Source organism: Paenibacillus sp. GCM10012306 (assembly GCF_042649265.1).
In the GTDB taxonomy this organism is placed as follows: Bacteria; Bacillota; Bacilli; order Paenibacillales; family Paenibacillaceae; genus Paenibacillus_AQ.
The window spans coordinates 325908-346606 of sequence record NZ_JBHRYW010000001.1 but is presented as its reverse complement, the minus strand read 5'-3'; the positions used below and the strand labels follow the sequence as shown (position 1 = coordinate 346606).

The following is a 20699-nucleotide window of genomic DNA, read 5'->3' as shown; positions in this document are numbered from 1 at the left end:
AGCGCTCACATTATGCCTTAGCAGTCTAAACCTCGAGCGGCGCAGTTTAACAAAAGTAGGGCCCAGTTCTTTTAAATAAGGAGGCCTTGCGGCCTCCCCTTGTATTGCGATCTCCGTCGTTAGACGGAGACCACCTCATATACTGAAATCATCGTTAATCAGCCTCCTTCCAGAAGTAATCTTGCCCGGCCGGACACTTATTATTAAGCCATAGCCCCAGTGGAGTTACAAGTTCAAAAACAGTTTAAAACATTCTCCACCAAAGATACCGCCGCATGGAGGCGTTCAGGTTACAGCGAATGAGGTGTCTAGCTTCAGCGTATTCAGTTGCCTGACTCCAACGAATTCAGTTACCTAGCTTCAGTGTATTCAGTTGCCTGACTCCAACGAATTTAGTTACCTAGTTTCAGCGATTCAGTTACCTGACTCCAACGAAATCAGTTACCTCGCTTCAGGGTATTTAATCGCCTTATTCCGTGCATTCAGCTAACCTATACATTACTTTCTGGTTCCTTCAATTCAGCGCAGCCGCGTTCCACTATAGGATCATTCTACTCCCTGTTTCAAAGCGTTCAATAGCTCCAAGGCTTCTTCGTATTCCGGCTCTAGCTCCAGCGCTCTGGTCGTATAATCCAAGGTAGCCGCATCATCCCCAAGCTCATAGTTGCAGATGGCGAGACTATACAGGACAGGCACGACAGGCTCATCCAGATTGGCTTGCACAGAGAGTTCCAAGAACTCCCGTGCTTCCGCGAATTGATCCATCTCGAACAGCAGCAGTCCGCAGTCCAAGGCAAGATCATAACTAGCTTCCATCGCATAATGATTGGCCCACATGATCTGAATTCCTCTTTGCAAATCGAGCAGCTCCTCGTCACCACAGTCCTGAAGCTGGGCCGAGATGTGCTCAGCGCTGTGGATAAATAACTCGGCATCATAGCCGCCAAGGCGCCAGAAGGCCAAGAGTTGACGAAGTTCCATTTCACCCAGGTGCTGATCCACGGATCCCTTCAAGCAGTAAAAATCATCCGGCCCGAAGCGCCCAATGGACCGCCGATAGGCTAGCCGTGTCTGTACGTAACTATTCGGCTCCTGAAGCATGAAAATGCAGCCGACATTGATATCTTTATAGTGATGCTGTGTGAACAGGGACACGGCCCCTTTTTGCTCAAAAGCATGCTGGATCGCATGATAGTTCGCTGTTAGAGAGAAGCAACCGTGGTGAATTAGCTCAGGGGGCGGTGCGAACTCCCAGTTCTCTAGCCTATGGTCGCCTTTATCTGCTGTGATTAGAAGAAACCCTGCCCGGGATAAAGCATTCAGACGCTCCATACACGTCAGCCCAGCCGCAGGGAACAGAATATGCGAGTCTTCCAGCTTGTCCTGATATATTTTTATAATCCCCTGATAAGGGTGCGTATCCTCTTCATAGCCGGCTGCACGGCGGTATTGGAATTCGGGAACCACTTTTTTGAGCAGCTCCGATTGGCTAAGCCCTTCCACTTCCTCGGGAAATTTCAGTGCCACCTCGCACTCGAAAATTTTCCCTTCATCCACATAAAGCAACTCTTGCGGGATACTGCAAAAAAAGTAGTTGGCGATTACCAGGAGTGGCTGCTCCAAATCCCCAGGACGGATGACCACTTTGCTTTGTGTCAGATGCAGCTCTGTATCATGGACGGCATCAAAACGGGCAAAATCCAGCAGCCCCTCATCTACCAACGACAGCAGGCCAGGATGCCGCTGCCAGGAGGAGACGTTTTTGGCGGCCAAATCACTCATAACATAACGAACGGGAGGTAAAGTAAGCCCTGCATACTCCCTAATTTCGCGTAATTGCCGAACGATATGGAAGGCTAACCGGCCAGCGCCCGCTCCAAGCTCCAGAATGGTAACCGGCTCCGATACATGTCCTTGTGCGGCCCGATCCTGAAGAAATCCGAAGATCATCTCCGCGTAGGCTTCCGCAATCATAGGATTGCTCGTAATATACTGTGGCACTTCGTCGTCTTCCCAAGCTTTCATACCTTTTTCTTCAAAATAAGCGCGCTGCAGCTCCCAGATCGGGGCTTCACTGAAGCGGTAGAACTGTTGTCCATTGGTTGTCATTGATGTGTAACCTGCTCTCTATCATATTCCACTTAATATCTACTTCTAAGGATTGATGATCCCGGCCGGTGTGTCAACCGGTTCTTTCAGGATTTTGGTTTTATTTATAGATAAGACGAGCTTAAGGTCTGAACTAAAGTACTTAGGATCTGAATTTAAGATTTCAACTTTAGATCGAACTTAAAATCTGAACTTAGGATCTGAACTTTAGGTCGAACTTTAAATCTGAACTTAGGACGTCAACTTTAGTTCGAACTTAAAATCTGAACTTAGAACCTAAATATATGTCTCGGTAGTTCCTACGGTGGAAGGTTTGGACTTCTGATCACTGTTACCTCCGGATTTTCTCTGTATCGCCGTTTCTATAGGACGCATTAAAATAACAAACAAAGCCAAGAAAAAGAGGATAAATAGGCTTCCCGATTTGTAATTAACGGCATTTTTGCACCTTAAATGCTCTGTATTTATGGGCTAGTGTTAATTAAAGGCATTTTTGTACCTTAATTATCCCATAATATCCCTTTTAAGCTAATTTTATCCAAAATAAGGTACGAAAATGCCCTTATTTCCCTCTTTTATCTCCATTTGATAAATATAAGGTGCAAAAATGCTCTTAATTGGGGAAGTGGGCCTTTTTTCACGGTTAAGAGGAAGGAGAACGGGTGGGCGCAATTGGTTTTGTGTCCTAAAACCCTAACTTCACCAAAATCACACCTGCTCTTCTGTTTGATTTTTAACTTCACTTCATACAGCGGCTGAAATCTGGCGACAGCTTAGGCTCACGGGTGCGAGTTTTCCTACTGAGAACTTTGCTAGAGCTTTCCCGAGAGCTTTGCTGAGAGCTTTCCTTCTGGGAGCTTCGCTAGAGCTTTCTGCTGAGAGCTTTGCTTTGGGCTTTCCCGAGAGCCTTGCTAGAGCTTTTCTGCTGCGAGCTTTGCTACGGGCTTTCCCGAGAGCTTTGCTAGAGCTTTCTGCTGCGAGCTTTGCTACGGGCTTTCCCGAGAGCCTTGCTGGAGCTTTGCTAGAGCTCTCCTGTTGAGAGCTTTCCTACTGAAAGCTTTGCCGAGAGCTTTGCTACTAATTTTCCTAACGAAAGCTTTTAAGGCGAGCGCTTCGCTCCTACAGCTCCAAACCTTCCCCTTCATTCCATCTTGCTTCTGTCACTTTCTTTCATTCGTCTTATATGCAAAAAGGAACTAACCGGGGCAATCTCCCCGGTAGTTCCCCAGATATCTTAATGCAGCGACGTTTCCGTCGGCCAGCCGATCAGAACCTCTCCTTCAGACGCCTGCACGTAGGTCGGAAGTTCTCCATCATGCAGCAACCACAACTCATGCAGCGCGCGCGTGCAGCCAACATACGTCAGCTTGGCATCCCAGGCTGCGTCCCCATAGTGACTACGATCCGCATCCGCCAGGATAACGGCGTCGAACTCGAGTCCCTTGGATAGGTAAACCGGGAGTATCGATAGCCCGCCTTGGTAGGCTGTCATGCTACCGTCGATGAGATGGATGTCAGTAAAATGCTCTGCCAACGCCTCGTACAGCTCCGTGGCTTCCCGCAAACTACGTGTCAGGACAGCAACCGTACGATACTCTCGGCCAGACAACGCAGCCAGTGCGGCCCTCAGGTCCTGCATGCGTGGATCCAAGTGCTTATTCTCCGTCAACGAGCGGTCTGACTCAGAGCCACCTGCCCTTGAGTCCTCCTCAGAGCTGCCCACTTCAGAGCCACCTGCCCTTGAGTCCTCTCCCTCAGAGCTGCCCACTTCAGAGGCACCTGCCCTTGAGCCCTCTCCCTCAGAGCTGCCCACTTCAGAGCGTTCTGCCCTAGAGCCCTCTCCTTCAGAGCTGCCCACTCCAGAGCCGCCTGCCTCAGGCCGGCCCCCCTCGCCATAGGCGATGAGTCTCACCGGATTACCACTGCGGAAGACCGGCACAGCCAGCAGCGGGCTATTCACGCCCGCAGACAGGATACCGTTCGCAAACTCGATGATCTCCATCGTCGAGCGATAACTGCGCGTAAGCGCATGGTACGCCGTATGCTCAGGATCGAAGAGCTTCTGCATCTCATCCCAACCATGTACACCCTTGTAGGCATGTATGCCCTGCGACAGATCGCCGAGGATCGTGAAGGAGTGCCCGCGCACATACAGATCCAGAATCGCGATCTGGAATGGCGAGAAGTCCTGCGCCTCGTCAATCACGACATGGTCAAAACGGCTGATGCCTTCATTGCCGTTCAGAAGATAATGAATATACAGCAGAGGTGGCAAATCCTCTTCCCGAATAATACCCTTCTTCAGTTCCTTTGCCGTTTCCTTCAGCACACCAGCCGGAATGATCCCCGGTGGTTCTACCGGCCAACTCTCCGGGGTTTTCGCCGCCCGGAAGATCTGCTTATAGATCGCCAGCGGGTCGTATTTGGACCATTTGGCGCTGTACGCTTTTTCACGTTGAGCGCCTTTCTTCTTGCGTTCTTTCATGGCTGCTGCGGACGGGCTCTTCTTCAGCTCCATCTCGATCCAGCGGTGTATCCGTGCCATCACCCGCTCCTTGCGCTTCGCCGGCGGGTACGGCGCATACTCCTCGTTATGCCAGCGCAGAATCATTGAGCGGCGCAGCACCGCACCTTCCCAAGGGATGAAATCTCCTTCCGGGACAGCGTCTGCTTCCAGCAGTTTGACGGAGTCTTCAATGAGACCCATCAATGCGGTGGAGCCCTTGAAGCGGCCCGGCGTCTCTTCCGTAATTTCCGGCATGCTGCCGGAAGTCTCGAACCAGCGGTTCATCGTCTGCGTCGCATCCTGCTGCGGCAGCTCCAGCCCCAGCACCTCCGCTGCCCAATCCGGGAATGTGTTCTGCGCAATGTTGCCCACACCAAGCTCTGGAAGCACATCGGAGATGTAGTCCAGGAACATACGGTTCGGGGCGAAAATAATCATTTTCTCCGCCGAGACCTGATCCTTGTATTGATAGAGCAAGAAGGCCAGACGGTGCAGGGCTACCGTGGTCTTCCCACTACCCGCTACCCCCTGAATAATAAGCGCGGTGTTCTTCGCAGCCCGGATGATCTTGTCCTGCTCTTCTTGGATCGTAGACACGATGTCCCGCAGCCGGTTATCCTTGTTCTCGCCAAGGCGATAGACGAGGAATTCGTCCGACACCGCCGGACCATCGCTCTCCCTGTTAAAGGTATCCGCTACCCGTTCTAGAATCTGCTTGCGGATCACCACGTTGCGCTTGAGGTAGACCAGCCCTTCTACCAATCCGTCCGGTGCTTCATAGGAAGCAGGCTCCGTCCCGCCGGTAAACGAATAGAACAGGCTTGCTACCGGTGCGCGCCAGTCGATGACTAGCGGACGGTCACTTACCTGTTCTCGGTCTGCACCGATTTTGCCAATGTAAAGTGCCTTTCGATCGTTCTCATCTGTACCTTGAAAATCAAGCCGTCCGAAATAAGGCTCCTGCCTTAGCTTGGCCAAATCCCTGCGTTTCTGCTCTCTGACAGCCTCTAGGGCTTGCTCCGTGTAGTCATGCCCGGTATAAACCGGCGTATTGCGGAGCCTCTCCAGCATAGCATCAATTTCTACAAGTGTTTTGTCCAGCCTGTCTTCTTCCTCTTGATAGGCACTTTGAAGATTGTCTTCCAATTTCAGTTACCTCCTAAAAGTATTATCGAGCCATGGTTGCCTTATTCCTCTTCCACTTACAAAAAGGATTCTCATTGTAGCATAACCAAGGCCCGAAATCCATATGTTTCAAGCTGGACAAGCGGATTGAGTGATTATAACAGTGCGTGCAGGATAAAATTCGCTATAAATAGGGCCGCTATGGCGTACAGCGCCGGTGGGACATCCTTCCCTTTGCCCATCGACAGCTTAAGGATTGGGTAGGTAATGAAGCCAAACGCCATCCCGTCGACGATGCTGTAGGTGAACGGAATCATAACCATGACCAGGAACGCCGGGAACAGCTCTGTCATGTCGCTAAAGTCCATCTCACGTACACTCTGCACCATCAATCCCCCAATGACCATCAGGATCGGAGCAATCGCGCTATCCGGCACATAAGCCAGCAGTGGAATGAACAGGAAGGTTGCACCAAACAGGATACCTGTGACTAGCGAAGTCAGACCGGAGCGGCCACCTGCTGCAATACCGGCATTAGATTCGGCGGCTGCTACCACCGGACTACTGCCGAAGATGCCTGCTGCAATGTTGGCGATGGAAAGCGCGCGCAGACTGCTTTTAAAACGCTCTGGACGGTTCGCCAGTTGAGTCTGGGAAGCGATCAGACCGATATTTTCAAAGACAACAATCAGCAGCAATAGGAAGATCGCAATCCAGAATACCAGACTGAGCAGGCCAGTCCATTGCATGCCGAAGAATACACTACTGTATCCACTGAAAACATGTCCGGATTCTACATTCTCGGGTCCTTTGGTTGCCCCTAGCAGATAAGCAAGCCCGGTGCCTACCGCCATGCTAATCAGCAGACCGCCACTCGTACCCCGGATAAACAGCACCAGTGCGAGCAGCAGAGTGATACAGGACGTGATTACTGCCGGGTCACTGAAATGGCCGATAGCCACAAAGGTCGTCTGATGCGCAATAACGATCCCACTCTTCTGCAGGCCGATAAAAGTCAGGAACAGACCGATGCCGACTGTGATGGCATGCTGTAGATTGTGAGGAATCGCTTCGCTCAAGATGCGATAAAGCGAAGTGAAGGCCACGATCGCAAACAATACGCCGGTTACGACAACAACAGCCAGCGCTTCCCGCCAATCCAGCTTCATAGAATGCACAAGGGTATACGTGAAAAAGGCGTTGATCCCCATCCCCGGCACCACGATGATCGGCGTCTTGCCGGCAAAGGCCATCAATAGACAGCCCGTAATGGCGGTCAGCAGGGTAGCTACCATTCCCGCCCGCAGCGGCATACCTGCATCATGCAGTATGGCCGCATTGACCATTACAATATATACTGAAGCGAAATAGGAGAGAATACCGGCCGCCCATTCCCGTTTCCAGTCATGTTCAGGAAGTAAACCTACGCTATTTCGCCAAAAACTGTATTTCATTTTCTAAAAACCTCCGCTAATGTCAAGTCAGGCCCAGCCCTATACTTTGCAAAAAAAGTCCCCAAGCCCTGACAAAAGGGCGTCAGCAGCCAGAAACCGGCTGTACGCCCTTTTGTACGTTTACTTTGTTAATAATTAGTGTACCCTTAATTCTTAAAATTCTTACGGCCTATACACAACTGCTTGGTAAGCGATGCAATCAGAAGCTGATGCCTCCGGCCTCCAACAGATCCTTCACAGTTACGCTAACCATAATAAGACCAGCTACAGGCGGCACGAACGCGTTGCTGGCAGGCGGCTGCTTCGCTTTGCGTCTGTCCGGCGCGTTCTCGGGAACGATTTTATCCGTAACATCCTGACGCGGCACCACCGGAGTCTCCGTAGAGAATACCACCTTAACACCCTTTTTGATGCCCTCTTTACGCAGCTTCTGACGGATAATCCGGGCAATAGGGTCATAAGTGGTCTTCGAGATGTCGGCAACCTGGAACCGGGTAGGGTCCATTTTGTTGGCTGCGCCCATACTTGAAATCATCGGAATTCCCCGTGCCAGGCATTCTTTAATCAGATGGACTTTGTAGATGATCGTATCCGAAGCATCAATCACATAATCCAGCTTATATTTAAACAATTCTTCATACGTTTCTTCCGTATAGAACATGTTCAGCGCAATGGCATCACAATCCGGATTGATCAGCTTGATGCGGTCTACCATCAGTTCGGCTTTCTTCTGTCCTACAGTGGTGGTGAGCGCATGAATTTGACGGTTGACATTAGTGATGTCCACAACGTCCTTATCAATCAGGATAATCCGCCCAACCCCACTACGGGCCAGCGCCTCTGCCGCTATACCGCCGACACCACCGATACCTAGCACTGCTACTGTGCTGTTTTTCATAATATCCAGGCCTTCCGGCCCGATGGCAAGTTCTGTACGCGAGAACTGGTGCAACATATTTTAAGCCTCCTTAACTAGCACTACGAAGCGCAAAATGCGCTTCGCAGTGAATGAATAGTATGATTATTCTTTGTCCTTTTCCTTTTTCGGTTTCAGAGCCAGCTTGATGTGCAGATCTTCCAATTGCGAGCCTTCTACTGGAGATGGAGCATCCATTAGCAGATCGGTTGCACTTGCTGTTTTCGGGAATGCGATCGTTTCACGCAGGTTAGTGCGTCCAGCAAGCAGCATCACAAGACGGTCAAGACCAAAGGCAATTCCACCGTGTGGAGGTGTGCCGTATTCAAACGCGTCGAGCAGGTAACCGAATTTATCGTAAGCCACTTCCTCTGAGAAGCCAAGCGCTTTGAACATTTGCTCTTGCACTTCACGTTTGTAGATCCGCATCGAGCCACCACCGACTTCGTAGCCGTTCAGCACGATGTCGTAAGCCTGGGCACGAATGGCACCCGGATCAGTTTCGAACAGGTGCAGATCCTCTTCACGTGGACGTGTGAACGGATGGTGTTCAGCAACATAACGTTTTTGATCTTCATCATAGCCGAGCAGCGGGAAGTCTGTTACCCAAGCGAATTTGAAGACGTTGTCGTCGATCAGGCCGAGCTGACGTCCGATTTTGAGACGCAACGCGCCAAGAACATCTGCAACCACTTTTTTGTTGTCTGCGGAGAAGAGCAGCAAGTCGCCTTCCTCAGCGCCAGTACGTTCTTTAACTGCAGCAATTTCTTCTTCGGAGAAGAACTTAACGATTGGCCCCTTAAATTCGCCATCCTTCACTTGAATCCATGCTAACCCTTTCGCGCCGTAACGAGCGGCATACGGTCCAAGATCATCGATCTCTTTACGAGTCCAAGTACCACAGCCCTTGGCGTTAAGGCACTTCACTTCTCCGCCTTTTTCGATAACGGATGCGAATACCTTCACGCCGCTGGTCGCTACGATATCATTCATCTCGATCAGTTCCAGCCCAAAGCGCAGATCCGGCTTATCGGAGCCGTATTTGCCAATAGCATCAGCATACGTCAACCGTTGGAAAGGAAGAGCGAGATCTGCACCAACAGTCTCCTTGAAGAGACGCTGCAATAGCTTCTCCATCATACCCAGCAAATCATCTTGGGACAGGAAGGAAGTCTCAATGTCGACCTGAGTGAATTCCGGCTGACGGTCAGCACGCAGATCCTCATCGCGGAAGCAACGGGCAATTTGATAGTAGCGTTCTATACCGCCCACCATCAGCAGCTGTTTGTAGATTTGTGGGGATTGCGGCAGACCGAAGAATTCCCCTTCATGCACTCGGCTCGGTACAAGATAGTCACGCGCGCCTTCAGGTGAGCTTTTGGTTAGAATCGGTGTTTCTACATCGATAAAACCTTCGCTGTCCAGGAAGTCACGGAATATTTTGGATGCTTTTGAGCGGAGAAGCAGCGTCTTTTGCATTTCAGGACGACGCAGGTCGAGGTAACGATATTTAAGACGCAGTGATTCGTCTACTTCCACACCATCTTCAATGAAGAACGGAGGAGTTTTAGCTGCGTTCAACACTTCAATATCCGTGATTTGCACTTCAATCTCACCAGTAGGGAGATTCTTATTCACGGTTTCGGCATCGCGCTTAACCACTTTACCTGTAACAGCCACAACGTATTCGCTGCGTACTTTGTCAGCAATTTGCAGCGCTTCGCCCGAATAGTCGGGATTGAAAACAACCTGTACAATACCGCTGCGGTCACGAAGATCAATGAAAAGTACGCCCCCAAGGTCGCGGCGAGTTTGTACCCAGCCGTTCAGGGTAACGGTTTGTCCAATATGGTCCTGCGTTAATTGTCCACAATGATGACTTCTTTGCATGATTTATCATATCCTTTCATGGTTGAAATATCGCTTGTACTATTACTGTTACCTTAGGCTAGACGATGGACTGAACCAGTTCATCCAGCTTGACGTTACGCTGTTCTCCTGTGTCCATCGACTTCAAGGCAATTACGCCAGCCTTCAACTCGTCTTCGCCCAGGATCGCAGTGTATCTGGCCGACATGCGGTCTGCCGATTTCATTTGTGCTTTCATTTTCCGGCCCAGATAATCGCGTTCGGCAGAGTAACCCTTACTGCGCAGAAGATACAGCTGCTTCGTAATCTCAAGATCAGCTTCCTCACTCAGCGCTACGAAATAGACATCCAGCGGTTTGGAAGATTCCAGCTCAACCTTCTGGTGTTCCAGAATAAGCAGAATGCGCTCCAGACCGATCCCGAAACCGATACCCGGTTGATCCGGTCCACCGATTTGTTCCACGAGCCCATTGTAGCGCCCGCCGCCGCCGACCGTATCGATAGAACCGATGCCGGCTGCTTTATATTCAAACGCAGTATGCGTGTAGTAATCGAGTCCGCGCACAAGACGCGTATTGATGGAGTAATCAACGCCCATCGTATCCAGATGCTGCTTAACCTTGGCAAAATGCACTGTGCACTCTTCATCCAGGCTATTCAAAATAGATGGTGCATCGGTGAATTTATCCTGATCTACCTTGCAGTCCAGTACCCGCAGTGGATTGCGCTCCATACGCCGCTGGCAGTCACCACAGAGGTTGTCTTTCATCGGTCTTAGGAAATTCAGAAGCTCCTCCCGATAAGCTGCACGGCTTGGGGCGTTACCCACGGAGTTGATCTCCACCCGCACATCCTTCAGACCCAATTCCTTATAGAACTCGTAGCCCAAGGAAATAACCTCAGCATCAATTGCCGGATCCACCGCTCCGAAAGCTTCAACACCAAACTGGTGGAACTGACGATATCTTCCCGCTTGTGGACGTTCATAACGGAACATCGGCCCGATATAATACAGCTTGCTGACATCAGGCTCGCCATACAGCTTGTTCTGCACATAAGCACGTACAACGCCTGCTGTCCCTTCTGGACGAAGCGCCAGATCCCGGTCGCCCTTGTCCTTGAACGTATACATCTCGCCTTCTACGATGTCCGTAGTTTCGCCTACGCCTCTTTCAAACAATCCGGTATGTTCGAACATAGGTGTGCGGATCTCCCGGTAGTTAAAACGGTGGCACAGTTCTCTGGCCTTCGCCTCTACAAACTGCCATTTCTCCACCGCGCCTGGCAGCACATCCTGCGTGCCTGTGGGTTTCTCGAATCTTTCTTTAGCCACTGCCTATCCCTCCTGAAAAAATACCCCTTATAGCCTTAATTTCTGCGTTAATGCGCAGCACAACAAAAAATCCCTCGCCCTGTTTATTGCAAACAGGGACGAGGGATTATCATAACCAATAATTCACCCGTGGTACCACCCACATTCCGGATTAGGAGATTGCTCTCACCATATCCGCTTCAAGCGGTTAACGCCCGCCTACGCGCAAACGGCTACTATTGCAGCAGTTGTAGAATCCTGCCGATGTTCGCCGTGCGTTCTCGGGGAGGTCATTCATTCGCTCATCAACAGAATCCTTGCAGCAGCCATACGCTCTCGGGTTACATTGTCATTGGTGGACAATACCGATTCGTCAGGGGATTCCTCTCTGGGGTTGTGGGGGTCGAATTACTTATTCCCGTCATCAAAGCACTATAATGTAACTGTTATTGTTAGATTCTACTGAACCACTGCGCTAAAGTCAAGAAGGGAAATTAAAATCTAAGATGTATTTCGGCAGAAACTGAGCTAAATCGTCAAATTGTTCCTGATACAAAAAAAATGACCCACAGCCGATTGCTGCGGGTCCATCATCATATATTATTAAAAAGGGGGTCATGTCTTTATTATAATCACGCTATATTAAGGAATCATGTATGTAATATTACGAGTACATTACAGAAAAGTAAGCGCTTCATTTTCAAGGACATCCCTGTTTCGTGTTTCTATATCATACCTTTAGCCTGACATCACGGCAACCATGGGGAACCCCTATTTTCAACTGGACCAATTTAAAAACGCCGGATAACCCCTAAAGGCCATCCGACGCTATATTACTAATATCCTTGAATGCGGTCTTTAATCAAACCGCTCCACATAAGCTTGCTTGCCGCGCAGAATTTGAATGACCTCGTTATATCTATCTTCTTCTACCTTCAGCTCCATGATATAGCGGAGTTCCCCAAGTTCTTCGTCACTAAGTTCGTTGTCCTCCCCGGCGTTTCCGCTAAGCCCGCGGCTTTCAGCATCGTCCACAGTCTCTGGAATTCCGGTGCTAGCCACCAGCGCAGCTCCGGCACCCGGAGCCCCGGAGGTACCCGATATGCTGAATCCTCCCGCCGCCAAGGCCGAATTCCCAAGTGGAATCACTGGTAGCAGAAAACGGCGGTCTTGTCCCGGCCGATCATCGAGCGGCCACACCTCCAGCCCTTCCACGTTATAGGCGATAAGCGCTGTTTTGGCCCCTAGCGCATCATCTTCTGTCTTGAAATAAGCCTGAATTCTTCTAGCCATTGTTATTCCCTCCTCGGTTAAATGTTCAACCCAGTCTTCCATCCTTGAATGTCGCGCCTACATACATCAACTTTCGGGGATCTCTCGTTCATCTATTACCCGGTTCATCGAATGTTCTAACCCTGTTTTTGCAGATTGACCCTGTTGTTATCCCTATTGCGCCAATAACATCACAGAAAAAAGCCGCCTTGCCGCCCTTCTCAGGTACGCGGCAGCAGCTCGCGGCTTCTTCCCTTCAATACCTGAATCTCGGCAGGAACCTCCGCTCCTTTTACCATTGCACCAGCTTCTGCAGGGCTTCCTGTCGCCAGTGCCGGGATGCTTCTCCATACCCAAGCCTTTTGGGATTGTCTCATTGCCGTAGCTCCTTGCATCTTGCCATAATGTCCATCCGCTCCTAGTCTAACCATGCGAACAATACCCTATCCGTACAAAAAAAGATGCCGCTCATCGCTCCTAAAGGAACAATGATGCGGCATCCGTCGATGTCTTGCTGATCTCAAATAAAATTAAGATTGTCACGCTTGATTTAGCCCCTGCTATCGAGAATTAACGTAACAGGCCCCCAGTTGACGAGCGACACATCCATCATCGCTCCGAACACCCCGGTTTCAACTTGCAGACCACGAGCAACCAGCTCACGGTTAAAATAATCATATAGCTGCTCAGCCTCAGTCGGCCCGGCAGCGGCCATGAAGTTGGGGCGTCTGCCTTTGCGGCAGTCCCCGTATAACGTAAACTGCGATACAGACAGGATGGCGCCGCCGGTGTCGGTGACGCTGAAATTCATTTTCCCAGCTTCATCCTCAAAAATCCGCAGTCCCGCCACCTTCTCGACCAGATACGTCGCATCCTTCTCTGTATCCTCATGGGTTACACCGACCAGTAGCATCAAACCTTCGCCAATCTCACCGGTCACCTCGCCATTAACAGTTACCTTAGCTTCCTTACAGCGCTGTACTACTACTCTCATTACAGCTTTCAGCTCCTTGCCTTATTGCATGATCCGATGGACCGTATAGACATCCTTGACACGCTTGACCCGATCCACTACCGATTGCAAATGCTCGGTATTGCGGATCAGAACTGTCATATGAACCATGGCCATCTTGTTCTTGTCGGATCGTCCGGTCACGGCCGAAATGTTGGTCTTACTCTCCGCGACTGCCTGCAGCACTTCATTGAGTAGCCCGTTACGATCATGGCCTGTAATCTCAATATCAACGCTATAGTTGGCCTCTACGGTGCCTTCCCACTCTACCTCGATTACCCGTGCCGCTTCTTCGCCCTCACCATCTCCCGGAATATTGGAACAGTCCTGGCGGTGAACAGATACCCCACGACCGCGGGTCACATACCCCACAATGTCATCCCCTGGCACGGGATTACAACATCGGGCAAAACGCACTAGCAGGTTATCAATACCTTTGACGCGCACACCGTTCGTCGGTTGATTTCGTTTCTCGCCGGAGGATTTGATCGCCTTCATCTCGGAGGTCAGCTCCAGATGATTAGCAGCATCTTCCTGCTCCTTCCGCAGCTTCTCGGTCAGCTTGGAAGCGATCTGTGCGGCCGTAATGCCGCCGAAGCCTACGGCAGAGAGCATATCTTCAATATCATTAAAGGCGAATTTCTTCGCTGCCTCTAGCAGCTTGTCATCGGAGATCCATTCGGAGACTTCAACGTTCAGGCGCTTAAGCTCACGTTCAATCGCTTCGCGGCCCTTCTCGACATTCTCTTCACGTTTTTCCTTCTTGAACCACTGCTTGATCTTGCTCCGGGCATGGGAGGACTGAGCAATCTTCAGCCAGTCACGACTCGGTCCATACGAATGCTTGGAGGTCAGAATCTCCACGATGTCCCCGGTCTTCAGCTTATGGTCAAGCGGTACAATTCTTCCGTTTACCTTGGCACCGATGGTTCGGTTACCGACCTCCGTATGAATGCGGAAGGCAAAATCAAGTGGTACTGAGCCGGCAGGCAGTTCAATAACCTCGCCTTTTGGAGTAAACACGAAGACGAGGTCTGAGAAAAAGTCCATTTTCAGTGATTCGACGAACTCTTCCGCATCCTTGGCCTCATGTTGAAGCTCAAGAATCTCCCGAAAGAATGGCATTCGGTTCTCAGGATTGACGTTGTTGCCGGTGCCTTCCTTGTACGCCCAGTGCGCCGCGATCCCGAATTCTGCGGTACGGTGCATCTCCCAGGTGCGGATTTGAACCTCTGTAGGTTCCCCTCCTGGTCCAACCACGGTGGTGTGAAGCGACTGGTACATATTCGCTTTGGGCATAGCAATATAATCCTTGAAACGGCCAGGCATCGGCTTCCAAAGGGTATGAATAATGCCCAGTGTGGCATAACAGTCTTTGATATTATCGACAATGATACGAATGGCCAGCAGATCATAGATCTCGTTGAACTGCTTGTTCTTCGTGCTCATTTTATTATACACGCTGTAGATATGCTTCGGACGCCCGGACAGGTCGCCTTCAATGCCCATCTCATCCAGCTTGGCCTGAATGCGGCCGATGACGCTCTCGATAAACTGCTCGCGCTCCGCCCGCTTCTTATGCATCAAATTGGCAATACGGTAATATTGCTGAGGGTTCAAATACCGGAGGGCAATATCCTCCATCTCCCATTTGATTGCCGAAATACCCAATCTATCCGCAATGGGACAGAAGATCTCCAGTGTCTCGTAAGAAATCCTGCGCTGGCTTTCTTCCGACTGGTATTTCAGTGTCCGCATATTGTGCAGACGGTCCGCCAGCTTGATGACAATGACCCTGATATCCTGCGCCATTGCAATGAACATCTTGCGGTAATTCTCGTTCTGCTGCTCTTCCTTGGAGCGGAAGCGGATGCGTTCCAGCTTGGTCAGACCATCAACAAGCATGGCGCAGGTGTCGCCAAATTTCGCGCGGATCTGTTCGAGGGACACTGTCGTATCTTCCACAACATCATGCAGAAGTGCAGCAATAATGGAGATTACATCCATTTGCATATTGACGACAATATCTGCGACGGCAAGCGGATGCAGGATATACGGCTCCCCCGATTTGCGGACCTGCCCATGATGGGCCTGATCGGCAAATTCATATGCTTCCGTGATGCGGAGCAGATCTTTTTCTTTTATATATGCGCCAGCTTTGTCAATTAATCGCTCAATGCCCATTCTCGTCGTATCCGTTTCCTTTCTATAAGAAAAACTCCTGCCAGGAGTCTCTCGATGATGTAGTCAATAAAATAAACAAACCTGCAAAAATATGCGTCGTCTGCAGGTTTCTAAGGTTGGTATTCCGCTTTCTGTGAACTTCCGCTTACAGTTGAAAGTTGTCTATAATTATGACGCTTGCGAGGGATTACGTCAACACTTGCCATCTCGTGGTATTAGTGTCAGTGGAAGTCACACATAATAGACAAATTGATGTCACTTGTAAAATTGTTGTTGTAAAAATGTCAAGTTCTATTTAATCTAGTAAAGGCAGTTTGCCACGGAGTGACTTTATATTATGAAAAGAAAGAGGAGTGACCACCATTGCAACGCGAAATTCAAGTTAACGAAAGACTTCCCTGGGGGCCGGGCTTCCTTCTGAGTCTTCAGCATTTGTTCGCCATGTTCGGCAGCACAGTGCTGGTGCCCAACCTGTTCGGGGTAGACCCCGGTATGATTCTGCTGATGAACGGTATCGGCACACTCTTGTACATTTTAATCTGCCGCGGTAAAATCCCTGCTTATCTTGGCTCCAGCTTCGCTTTTATTTCACCTGTTCTGGCCGTGCTGGGACAACACCAGGATGATCATCAACGTGGATATTCGCTTGCACTTGGCGCATTTATCGTCACCGGCGTGATCTTCATCCTTGTCGCGCTGATTATCCGTTTTGCCGGAACCGGCTGGATTGACGTAGTCTTCCCTCCAGCTGTCATGGGTGCGATCGTGGCCACCATTGGACTTGAACTCGTTCCGGTAGCGGCGCGTATGGCAGGACTGATCGGTCCTGAAGGCGCAACGGATTGGACACCAGACACCAGTGCTATTACTCTCTCCATGGTAACCCTCGGCGTTACTGTGATTGGAGCCGTTCTCTTCCGCGGTTTCCCAAAAATCATTCATATTCTGATCGGGATCGTGACAGGTTACGGTTTGGCATATTGGATGGGCAAGGTAGATACAGCAGCTATTAGCAACGCTCATTTCTTTGCCAGACCAACCATTACTACACCTTCTTTTGACTGGGACGTTATTCTAACCATTATCCCTGTGTCCCTCGTCGTTATTGTTGAGCATATCGGACACTTGCTGGTTACAAGCAATATTGTCGGCAAAGACCTTGCCAAGGACCCTGGGCTCGATCGCTCACTGTTCGGGAACGGGATATCTACCATTATCTCCGGTTTTGTCGGTTCCACTCCTAATACTACCTATGGTGAAAATATCGGGGTTATGGCTTTGACCAAAGTCTACAGCGTATTTGTAATTGGTGGTGCCGCCATCATTGCAATTCTGCTCTCGTTCTCCGGTACCTTCTCATCTGTTATTGCCAATATCCCGCTTCCAGTAATGGGTGGCGTATCCCTGTTGCTGTTCGGTGTTATTGCAGCATCGGGTCTACGTATCTTCGTAGAGCAAAAGGTTGATTTCTCCAAAGCAACCAACATGATTCTGGCAACGCTCGTTCTTGTCGTAGGTATCAGTGGTACAACCCTTACTATCGGTGGTGTTCAACTGAAGGGAATGGCGCTGGCAACCATCGTCGGTATGGTTCTCTCCTTGTTGTTCAAACTCATTGAAGTGCTGGGATTGAGTAATGAGAAAGAAAATGAAAAATCTGCTCACTAATCACTCGGGTAAAATCATTTTAAAAAAGCGGACTGCTGTCATCTATCGACAGCAGTCCGCTTTTTATTTCCCGGGAAACGCTATTTCGTTTATCTCTTAGTCCTCGTAGTTCAGCAAGGAGATAACTTCGATATCAGTCAGCTTGTTGCGTCCGGCCAGTTCAACTAGCTCGATCAGGAACGCGGCCCCAACGACTTTACCTCCAAGTTGTTCGATCAGGTTAACCGAAGTAGCAATCGTACCGCCGGTTGCCAGCAGGTCATCAGCGATCAGAACATTTTGTCCTGGCTTGATGGCATCCGTGTGTATAGCCAGCTTATCCTTACCGTATTCCAGGTCATATCCAACCTCAATAGTCTCGTAAGGAAGTTTGCCGCTCTTGCGGATTGGCACAAAGCCTACGCCAAGCGCATACGCCAGTGGTGCACCCACAACGAAGCCACGAGCTTCAGGTCCGGCGATGATATCAATTTTCAGGTGGGCAACCAGGGCTTTCAGTTCATCGATCGCCTGGCGGTAAGCCTCACCGTTGTTAAGCAGTGTTGTAATATCCTTAAAGCTGATTCCCGGTTGTGGGAAATCCGGAATCACGCGAATAATTTCTTTGAAGTTCAAGATTATCATCTCCTAAAAATTTTGTGAGCATAGCCTGCATTGATTTAACGTCGAACAAAATCGCTTCGAAAGCATAGGCTTTTTGTGAGCTTATACTTCGGTGCAATACTTCGAACAAAATTACCTCGGAAGCATACGCTTAGTTTTGTGTAGCATAAGCTGCATTGATTTACTTCGACAAAACTAGCTTCGGAAGCATACGCTTTTTGTGAGCATATACTGCATTGGTCTACCTTCTATAATCTCAGGACACACCTTGCCGGCGGGATTGCATAAAGTCCTGCACCTCTGACAAACTGCCGTCCATGAAATATTGTTCCATCTCTGCTACCTGTCCCAACCGGATAAAATGCTGCGAAGTTGTTAGACTCTTGGCGGCAGGCTGTGTGACAAAAGTAATTAGCCCTTGATGGCGTTCGATAAAATCAAGCTCCTCGAACACATCCAGCATCATACTCAACATACGTACGCTTAACGGAGTCTGACGACTCAGACGCAGCAGCACCTCATGCTCTGGGGTTGCCGCAGCAGCGATGGAAGCAATCAGCTTATATAAGGCCTTAAAATGATCGCGGGTTGGAACCAGCAAACGTTCACGTCCCTCTCGGATCGAGTGGAGCAATGCCACATTATCGATGAGTGGAAAAGCTTGAAGTACCGCGTCCAACTGTTCCGGTGACTCCGGCAGATCCAGCAGACAGAGCACAAAAACACGCGCCTCTTCCAGCTTATTCTGCTCATCGTCAAGTGCAGAGATTCCACCATCCTCATTGTATACCCAAAGGGCCAGCCCTTTCAGCTCATCCGGCAAGAAAGACCGCTCCTTGCGGGACACGGCTACAGCCCGATACGGAGCCGTTCCCGCATAGGGCGTCAGACGTTCGCTGATCTCACGCGCTTGCCGAGTCACATCTGTGGCTCCGCGGAGATCGAACAGTTGAGTCTCGTGAACCTCCAGATCTTGTAGCATCAGTTGCGGTTTGCGAGAGCCGTTCCACTCATTCACAGACAATTCGGCTAACACATCCACTTTAGTACCACCGGGAAGCAGTGCCCCGAGTGCACCTTTACCAAAAGCAACCGCCTCAATAATATGCTTGCCCTGCTGGAAAACAATTTTGAGATGCTTGCCTTCGGCGCCCATGGTGCGCGTCTCTTTGACGACAGCACCGCGTAGAATAAACTTCGGCAGCGGGTTGCTCATGCCGAAGGGCGCTAACCGTTCCAACTCATCCGCCGCTTGAAGCGACAGATCGGCAATCGTTGCTTCGCCATCCGCTGATGTCACCGGCACAAAATGCTCTGGTGTGAGCACACCTGAAGCATATTCATTCAGTGCATCAGCAAAGGCACCAAGGCCATCGCGATGAAGGCTCATGCCAGCTGCCGAAGGATGACCGCCGAAATGATCCATTAAGCTAGCACAGGAAGATAGGGCTGCATAGATATCAAAGCCCGGAATCGAACGAGCCGAACCCTTACACATTCCCGTTTCGGGATGAATGTCCAAGATGATTACCGGCCGGAAGTAGCGTTCAAGCAACTTGGAGGCGACAATACCTACCACACCTACATTCCAGCCCTCAGATGCCAAAACAATAACATCCGGAAGCCCTTCAACTTCGATTCTTTCCTCCAGTTTGAGTGTAGCTTCAATCACGATTCTCTCTACAACCAGCTGGCGCTCCTTGTTCAGCAAGTCCAACTCATCCGCCAGCTCACGCGCTTCTTCTGCATGCTCTGTGGTCAACAGAGAGACAGCCCGGCCAGCGTGATCAAGCCGGCCGCTAGCGTTAATACGCGGTGCCATGCCAAAAGCAATATTAACCGCGCTTACCGTATTCATCGCGACCCCACTAACCTCAAGCAATGCCCGAATGCCAGGGAAACGGGAATTGCGCATAGAGAGAATACCCCTGCGAACAATCTCCCGATTCTCCCCTAGCAAAGGCATAAGATCGGCCACAGTACCTATGGCAGCGATTTCGGTCCACGCCTCCGGTGTATCTCCACCCAACAGCGCCTGTGCCAGCTTAAGAGCAACACCTACACCAGCCAAGCCTTTGAAAGGATAGGGACAATCCGGCAGTTTCGGATTAATCAGCGCATAGGCCTCTGGCAGAAGCGTCGGCGGTTCATGATGGTCCGTCACGATAACATCAATGCCCAGTTCCTTGGCATAAGCAATCTGGTGATAAGCACTGATGCCGGTATCTACGGTAATAATCAGGGTAACTCCCTGCTGCAGCGCCCAATCCAGGGCATGATTATGTAAACCATAGCCTTCGTTTGAACGGTGCGGGATATAAATGTCATAGGAAGCACCCAGATAACGCAGCAGATGAATCATTAGCGCTGTGCTGGACACGCCATCGGCATCATAATCACCGTAGACCAGAATATGTTCTTTTTCTTCCAATGCCTTTCTAATTCTCGGAACTGCTTCAGCCATCCCCCTTAGCAAAAAAGGGTCATGCTGCTCCTGTCCGCCGCCATCCATGAATACCAGCGCCTCTTCAGGCGTTGTTTTGCCTCTGGTAACGAGCAGTGATGACAAAAGCGGAGAAATAGAAAGGCTCCGGGCCAGTTCCCGTACTGCATCGGGATCGGCTGCCGGAGAATGCCATCTTGTTTTAGAATGAAGCACTGATAACTCA

13 protein-coding genes are annotated in these 20699 nt (G+C 50.2%); 1 reads left to right on the top strand and 12 read right to left on the bottom strand.

The window, feature by feature from the left end; genetic code table 11:
• Positions 1 to 546: 546 nt before the first annotated feature.
• The 10 genes from ACFORK_RS01485 to ACFORK_RS01440 form a co-directional block, all read right to left on the bottom strand.
• On the bottom strand, positions 547 to 2109 hold the full coding sequence (locus ACFORK_RS01485; protein WP_379194894.1) for a tetratricopeptide repeat protein: 1563 nt from the start codon (positions 2107 to 2109) through the stop codon (positions 547 to 549).
• Between the two features lie 1234 nt (positions 2110 to 3343).
• A complete protein-coding gene (locus tag ACFORK_RS01480; protein ID WP_379194892.1) occupies positions 3344 to 5761 on the bottom strand; it encodes a HelD family protein in 2418 nt (805 codons plus the stop codon).
• 134 nt (positions 5762 to 5895) lie between these two features.
• Positions 5896 to 7194, bottom strand: coding sequence for an NCS2 family permease (locus ACFORK_RS01475; protein WP_379194890.1), 1299 nt, complete (start codon positions 7192 to 7194; stop codon positions 5896 to 5898).
• Positions 7195 to 7393: 199 nt separating this feature from the next.
• A complete protein-coding gene (locus ACFORK_RS01470; RefSeq protein ID WP_379194888.1) occupies positions 7394 to 8149 on the bottom strand; it encodes a tRNA threonylcarbamoyladenosine dehydratase in 756 nt (251 codons plus the stop codon).
• Between the two features lie 66 nt (positions 8150 to 8215).
• Positions 8216 to 10000 carry an aspartate--tRNA ligase gene (gene aspS / locus ACFORK_RS01465; RefSeq protein ID WP_379194886.1) on the bottom strand — a complete coding sequence of 595 codons (1785 nt, stop codon included), beginning with the start codon at positions 9998 to 10000 and terminating at the stop codon, positions 8216 to 8218.
• A gap of 58 nt (positions 10001 to 10058) precedes the next feature.
• Positions 10059 to 11312: a histidine--tRNA ligase gene (gene hisS / locus ACFORK_RS01460; RefSeq protein WP_379194884.1), complete on the bottom strand. Its 1254-nt coding sequence runs from the start codon at positions 11310 to 11312 to the stop codon at positions 10059 to 10061.
• 837 nt (positions 11313 to 12149) lie between these two features.
• A complete protein-coding gene (locus ACFORK_RS01455; RefSeq protein ID WP_379194882.1) occupies positions 12150 to 12584 on the bottom strand; it encodes a hypothetical protein in 435 nt (144 codons plus the stop codon).
• A gap of 200 nt (positions 12585 to 12784) precedes the next feature.
• Positions 12785 to 12940, bottom strand: a complete 156-nt coding sequence (locus ACFORK_RS01450) for a hypothetical protein (protein ID WP_379194880.1) — start codon at positions 12938 to 12940, stop codon at positions 12785 to 12787.
• A gap of 173 nt (positions 12941 to 13113) precedes the next feature.
• On the bottom strand, positions 13114 to 13557 hold the full coding sequence (gene dtd / locus ACFORK_RS01445; RefSeq protein ID WP_379194878.1) for a D-aminoacyl-tRNA deacylase: 444 nt from the start codon (positions 13555 to 13557) through the stop codon (positions 13114 to 13116).
• Between the two features lie 21 nt (positions 13558 to 13578).
• A complete protein-coding gene (locus ACFORK_RS01440) occupies positions 13579 to 15759 on the bottom strand; it encodes a RelA/SpoT family protein (RefSeq protein ID WP_379194876.1) in 2181 nt (726 codons plus the stop codon).
• A 363-nt stretch (positions 15760 to 16122) separates the two neighbouring features.
• Between ACFORK_RS01440 and uraA the strand changes: the two genes are divergently transcribed.
• The gene (uraA, locus tag ACFORK_RS01435; protein ID WP_379194874.1) at positions 16123 to 17427 is read left to right on the top strand and encodes a uracil permease; all 1305 of its coding nucleotides are present in this window, start codon (positions 16123 to 16125) and stop codon (positions 17425 to 17427) included.
• Positions 17428 to 17523: 96 nt separating this feature from the next.
• On the opposite strand, the gene ACFORK_RS01430 is transcribed toward uraA, so the two are convergent.
• The gene (locus ACFORK_RS01430; protein ID WP_379194872.1) at positions 17524 to 18042 is read right to left on the bottom strand and encodes an adenine phosphoribosyltransferase; all 519 of its coding nucleotides are present in this window, start codon (positions 18040 to 18042) and stop codon (positions 17524 to 17526) included.
• A 244-nt stretch (positions 18043 to 18286) separates the two neighbouring features.
• On the bottom strand, positions 18287 to 20689 hold the full coding sequence (recJ, locus tag ACFORK_RS01425; RefSeq protein ID WP_379194870.1) for a single-stranded-DNA-specific exonuclease RecJ: 2403 nt from the start codon (positions 20687 to 20689) through the stop codon (positions 18287 to 18289).
• Between the last annotated feature and the right edge of the window lie 10 nt (positions 20690 to 20699).

Bases quoted from the DNA above. Each gene is read 5' to 3' on its own strand.
- ACFORK_RS01485 (WP_379194894.1), bottom strand. From the start codon at position 2,109: ATGACAACCAATGGACAACAGTTCTACCGCTTCAGTGAAGCCCCGATC.
- ACFORK_RS01475 (WP_379194890.1), bottom strand. From the start codon at position 7,194: ATGAAATACAGTTTTTGGCGAAATAGCGTAGGTTTACTTCCTGAACAT.
- ACFORK_RS01470 (WP_379194888.1), bottom strand. From the start codon at position 8,149: ATGTTGCACCAGTTCTCGCGTACAGAACTTGCCATCGGGCCGGAAGGC.
- aspS (WP_379194886.1), bottom strand. From the start codon at position 10,000: ATGCAAAGAAGTCATCATTGTGGACAATTAACGCAGGACCATATTGGA.
- ACFORK_RS01455 (WP_379194882.1), bottom strand. From the start codon at position 12,584: ATGGCTAGAAGAATTCAGGCTTATTTCAAGACAGAAGATGATGCGCTA.
- ACFORK_RS01450 (WP_379194880.1), bottom strand. From the start codon at position 12,940: ATGAGACAATCCCAAAAGGCTTGGGTATGGAGAAGCATCCCGGCACTG.
- dtd (WP_379194878.1), bottom strand. From the start codon at position 13,557: ATGAGAGTAGTAGTACAGCGCTGTAAGGAAGCTAAGGTAACTGTTAAT.
- ACFORK_RS01440 (WP_379194876.1), bottom strand. From the start codon at position 15,759: ATGGGCATTGAGCGATTAATTGACAAAGCTGGCGCATATATAAAAGAA.